The sequence below is a fragment of the Lutibacter sp. genome, assembly GCF_040883305.1.
Taxonomy (GTDB): Bacteria; Bacteroidota; Bacteroidia; order Flavobacteriales; family Flavobacteriaceae; genus Lutibacter.
The window spans coordinates 1-5383 of the sequence record NZ_JBFLKT010000163.1 but is presented as its reverse complement, the minus strand read 5'-3'; the positions used below and the strand labels follow the sequence as shown (position 1 = coordinate 5383).

Sequence of the window (5383 nt, the reverse complement as noted above, 5' to 3'; positions counted from 1 at the left end):
TTCTCTGAACAACATGTAATATCAAAAGCAAAATAGTTTACATTAAATTAACGCATTTATTACAATTTTATAACAACCTTTTAACTTTTCATTTATTTAGTTGCACTTCCTTTGCGCAATAAATCAAAACTAAGAAATGAAGAATTTTTTTATAGTATTATTATTACTTTTTAGCACACTAATTTTTAGTCAGGCTAAAGGAACAATCTCTGGAATTGTTTTAGATAAAGAAGTAGAAAACTCACCTTTACCATTTGCCAACGTATTTGTAAAAGGTACAACTATTGGAACAACTACAGAATTTGAAGGAACATATTCTTTTCAAATAGCACCCGGAACTTATACTGTTGTATTTAGCTTTATTGGGTATCAAACTGTAGAAGTAACTAATGTAGTTGTAACTGAAGGTAATACCACAAAACTAGATCAGATTTTAAGCGCAAGCCAAGGGGTTTCTTTAAGTGAAATTCAAATTACAGCTTCAACCAAAAAAGAATCTGAAAGCGCTCTTTTAACTGAACAAAGAAAAGCTACCGTTATTAAAGAAAGTATTGGAGCCGAAAGATTGGCAAAAACTGGTGTTTCTAATGCTGCTGCTGCAACTTCCAAAATATCTGGCGTAACTAAAAATGAAGGTACTGGTGATATTTATATTAGAGGGTTGGGAGATCGGTATTTAACAACAACTATGAATGGTTTACCTATTCCATCGGATGATGTTGAAAAGAAAAATATTGAATTAAATTTATTCTCAACAGATATTATTCAAAACGTTGGAATTAGTAAAACATATAGTACCGAAAATTATGCAGATCAAGCTTCGGGAAATGTCGATATTTCTACTAAAGAGTATAATGGTGGTAAATTTTCAGTTGATATTAGTGGTGGCACAAATACAAATGCAATTAAAAATGGCATTTTTGATAATTTTAAGGCAACGCAAAATGTTAATAATGTAACCGCAGGTTTTTATTCTCAGAAATATGCTTTGATTGATGCAATAACCTTACAAAGTTGGAATACCGAAACCAGAAGTACGCCTTTAAATTTTGGGATTTCGTTAACCGGAGGTAAAAAGTTTGAATTGTTTGGCAAGGACTTATCAATATTTGCAACAGCTTCGCATGATAATTCATTTAGTTACCAAAAAGGAATTTTTAAAAAATACAGATCTAATGTATTAGATAACTCTTTTACAGATGCTGAAACTTTTGGATCAAATATAAATACTACAGGATTATTTAATTTGGCTTACAGGTTAAATGGAAATCATAAAATAAGTTATAATAGTTTATTTGTAAATAAAACTATTGATTATTTATATGAGCAAGGTAGAAATGGAGAAGGGTATGTTTTTGATCAAGATCCATCAGAATATGGTGCTTTTGTTAGAGATCAAAACTTAAAACAAACACGTATGTTTGTGAATCAAGTTTTAGGGACTCATGATATAACAGAAAACAATGAATTAAACTGGGCGGTTGGTTACAACTATGTAATTGCAAAAGAACCAAATCGTATTAGAAACGAGGTAAATATTTTAGATGCAAATACTGTTCAGTTTGCTCATGTTGGAGATTTTCAACAAAGAAAATCAAATCAAAAAATTAAAGACACAGAACTTAATGGTTATATAAAGGACCAAATTACATTTAATGCAGATAGTGATAATCCTTTAAAATTAAATTTTGGAGCTAATTTTCGTCAAAAAGAAAGAAGTTTTACTTCATTATTTATTGGAGTTAGAGCAAAAGGATTTCAAGTAGCATCTATTGATGATTTATCTGCAGCATTTATAGATACATATTTCAATAATGGAACTTTAATTTTAAGAGAAAGATCTCCAGATGTTTACGAGGCTACATTAGATGCTTATGCAGGATTTGCAAATTTAGATTTTGGATTTAATAAATTAACTGGTAACATTGGTGTTAGATATGAAACGGATGAATTAGATATAATTTGGGATGTAGCTAATTATGTTGGAAGAGTTGGAACTTTAGCGAATAACTATAGTAATATTTTGCCAAGTTTAAACTTAAAGTATGAAATTAATGAAAAGAACTTTATAAGATTAGCTGGTAGTAAAACAATCACACTTCCGGAATTTAAAGAACTTGCGCCTTTTGAATATGTTTCTCCTGTTGGAAGAGTAACAAAAGGGAATCCAGACCTAAAAGAATCTACAAATTATAATATTGATTTAAAGTGGGAATTGTTTCCTTCATCTAAAGAATTGGTATCGGTAACAAGTTTTTATAAAAGAATTGAAGATCCAATTAACTTATCGCAAACAAGAGGTTCATCAGGTAATTTCTCATACGATAATACTGGTGAAAAAGCCGATGTAATTGGATTAGAGTTTGAAACAAGACTTAACCTTATTGAAAATGAAAATAATGACTTAAACCTAAACCTTAATGCAACCAAAATGTGGTTTAACCAAGATTTATTAGAAGAGTTTCAATATGGTGGTAAAACCGAATCTTATTTACAAGGAGCTTCAGATTTTATTTTAAATACTGCTTTAAGTTATTCAAATAATCAAGAAAATGAATTTATAGCAACATTAGCTGGAAATTACTCTTCTGACAAAATTTATGCATTAGGTGCTCCAGAAGATTTTACCAATAGTGATGTTTTGTATAATGATGAAATTATTGAAAAAGGGTTTGTAACTCTAGATTTGGTTTTAAGTAAGAAACTAAACGAAAACCTTTCAATAAAACTTACAGGTAAAAATATTTTAAATCAGGATATTGAACAATCTCAAAAAGTCAAAAGTTTATCAACTCAAGTTAAAACAAATGAAATTGTTAGCTCTTATAAAAAAGGAATGAATTTAAGTTTAGGAATAAAATATACCTTTTAACTTAAAAAGTTATTTGAATAAAGCGGCTAATTTTTAAAAATTAGCCGCTTTTTATTTAACAAAACCAACGTAACAATTTTTTAACATTACAATTAAAAACACAAAAATTCATAATACATACTTAATATTTACTTAAGAAATAGGTAGTACTAAAAAAGGTTATTTGCACATAGATTTATTTAAACAAATACAAATTAAAAAAAATGAAAAAAACTAGTTTTAGATTAATAGGAATCGTAGCAATTTTTGCTTTATTAACATTGGTAAGTTGTGATGATAACGATCCGTCTCCAATTATCGATCAAACTGATCCTACAATTGAAAATTTAAAAATTGGAGTAATGAGTGGAACACTTGAGGAAGATTTTACATTAAATGCTTCTACGGGTTATGAACTAACAGGTTCATTTATAATTTCAGATGGTGTTACTTTAACGATACCAGCTGGTACACAAATTGAAGCAGATAATGGTGGAACAGATGTTTATATTGCTGTTTTAAAAGGTGGAAAAATAAATATAAATGGTACAGATAGCAACCCTGTTGTTATGTCTTCTACAAATGGTAATCCTGGAGACTGGGGTGGATTAACACTTTGTGGTAAAGCAACAACAACTGCTGGTGTAGATGCCGAAGCCGAAGTAGGTGGATTTATCTATGGAGGTAGCGATGATTCAGATAGTTCAGGGTCTATTAAAAATTTAGTAATTATTGGTACTGGAGCACAAATTAACTCTGAATCTCAATACAATGGAGTTTCTTTTTATGCTGTTGGTTCTGGTACAATAGTACAAAATGTTGCTGTTATTAATGGTTCTGATGATGGTGTTGAGTTTTTTGGCGGAACAGTTTCTGTAGATAATTTATATTTAGAGAACAATGAAGATGATGCCATCGATTGGACTGAGGGTTGGAACGGAACAATTAACAACGCTTACGTTGCTCACACAATTGCAGGTTTTTCTACAGTAGTTGAAGGAGATAAAGACAACAATAATCCTAAAATTAATAACTTAACAGCAATATCTACTGTTGGAGGTACAGCATTACAATTCAAAAAAGAATCTGGCGCTACTATTACAAACTTATATTTAAGTGGATACGATACCAATATTGATATGAAAGACGGCGGAGCCTTATCAAATGTGATAATTGATGGTGTAAATGCAGCTACTGATGTTGCTTATAATTCAGGTGCTCAAGTTGATATTTCTAACTGGAGTTTTATCAATGGGCAGTTTGTAGCCCTTGAAGTTTTAAATGGAAACTTAAATGCAAACAAAACATTAAATGCCGATACTAATTATACTTTAACAGGATCTTATATTGTTCAAGATGGTGTTACATTAACTATTGAGGCAGGAACTAAAATTTCTGCAGATAAAGGTGGTGTTGATGTTTATATAGCTGTTCTTAAAGGTGGTAAAATAAATATTGAAGGTACTGCTGAAAATCCTGTTGTAATGTCTTCTGTAAATCCTGCACCAGCTGATTGGGGAGGTTTAACCATTTGTGGAAAAGCAACAACAACTGCAGGTGTAGATGCTGAAGCAGAAGTTGGAGGTTTTATTTATGGTGGAACAGATGACACAGATAGTTCGGGTTCAATTAATTATTTAGTAATTAAAGGAACTGGAGCTCAAATTAACTCTGAATCTCAATATAATGGTGTTTCTTTATATGCAGTAGGATCAGGAACAGTTTTAGAGAATATTGCTGTAATTGATGGAGCTGATGATGGAATTGAATTCTTTGGAGGAACTGCCTCAGTAACAAACATTTATTTAGAAAACAATGAAGATGATTCTGTTGATTGGACTGAAGGATGGAACGGAACTATAACAAACACTTATATTTCTCATACAATTGAAGGTTTTTCAACCGCTTTTGAAGGAGATAAAGATAATAACAATCCTAAGTTTATTAATGTAACTGCAATTTCTAGTGTAGATGGTACTGCATTGCAATTCAAAAAACAGTCTGGAGCTACAATCACTAATTTATATTTAAGTGGTTATGCTAAAAACATCGATATGAAAGATGGCGGAAATTTATCAAATGTTCAAATAGATGGTGCAGACGCCTCAACAACGAATGCATATAACACAGGAACTAAAGTTGATATCTCAACCTGGTCTTGGATTGGAGCAAATTTATAATAAAAATTTATTTTACAAAAAAGAGGGTGCTAAAATTAGCACCCTCTTTTGTATTTTAAAAGGCTAGTTTAATATTAATTAACTACTACATCTTTTTCTTCAACTTTAATAATTTTATTTTCACTGTAAGTAATAACATTTATTTTATCTTTTTTAAAATAGGTCCAAACACCATCTTTTTTACCACTTACATAATTAGCAATTGAAGTTTTATTTCCCATAGTATCATAACTTACCCAAGTTCCGCTTAACTTTCCATCTGCATCAAAAAAGCCCTCACGTTCAACGGCTTCAGTATTATCGGCAAAATAATAGGTCGCTTTAACTAAATTGTCATTTATCTTTTTGTATT

The 5383-nt window shown here is 30.5% G+C and carries 3 protein-coding genes; 2 read left to right on the top strand and 1 reads right to left on the bottom strand.

The window, feature by feature from the left end; genetic code table 11:
* Positions 1 to 136 precede the first annotated feature (136 nt).
* Positions 137 to 2872 carry an outer membrane beta-barrel protein gene (locus tag AB1Z17_RS05290; RefSeq protein WP_368050755.1) on the top strand — a complete coding sequence of 912 codons (2736 nt, stop codon included), beginning with the start codon at positions 137 to 139 and terminating at the stop codon, positions 2870 to 2872.
* 203 nt (positions 2873 to 3075) lie between these two features.
* The gene (locus tag AB1Z17_RS05285; RefSeq protein ID WP_368050754.1) at positions 3076 to 5031 is read left to right on the top strand and encodes a hypothetical protein; all 1956 of its coding nucleotides are present in this window, start codon (positions 3076 to 3078) and stop codon (positions 5029 to 5031) included.
* Between the two features lie 74 nt (positions 5032 to 5105).
* On the opposite strand, the gene AB1Z17_RS05280 is transcribed toward AB1Z17_RS05285, so the two are convergent.
* Positions 5106 to 5383, bottom strand: a 278-nt coding sequence (locus tag AB1Z17_RS05280; protein ID WP_368050753.1) for a membrane-binding protein, incomplete at its 5' end; no start/stop codon positions are given.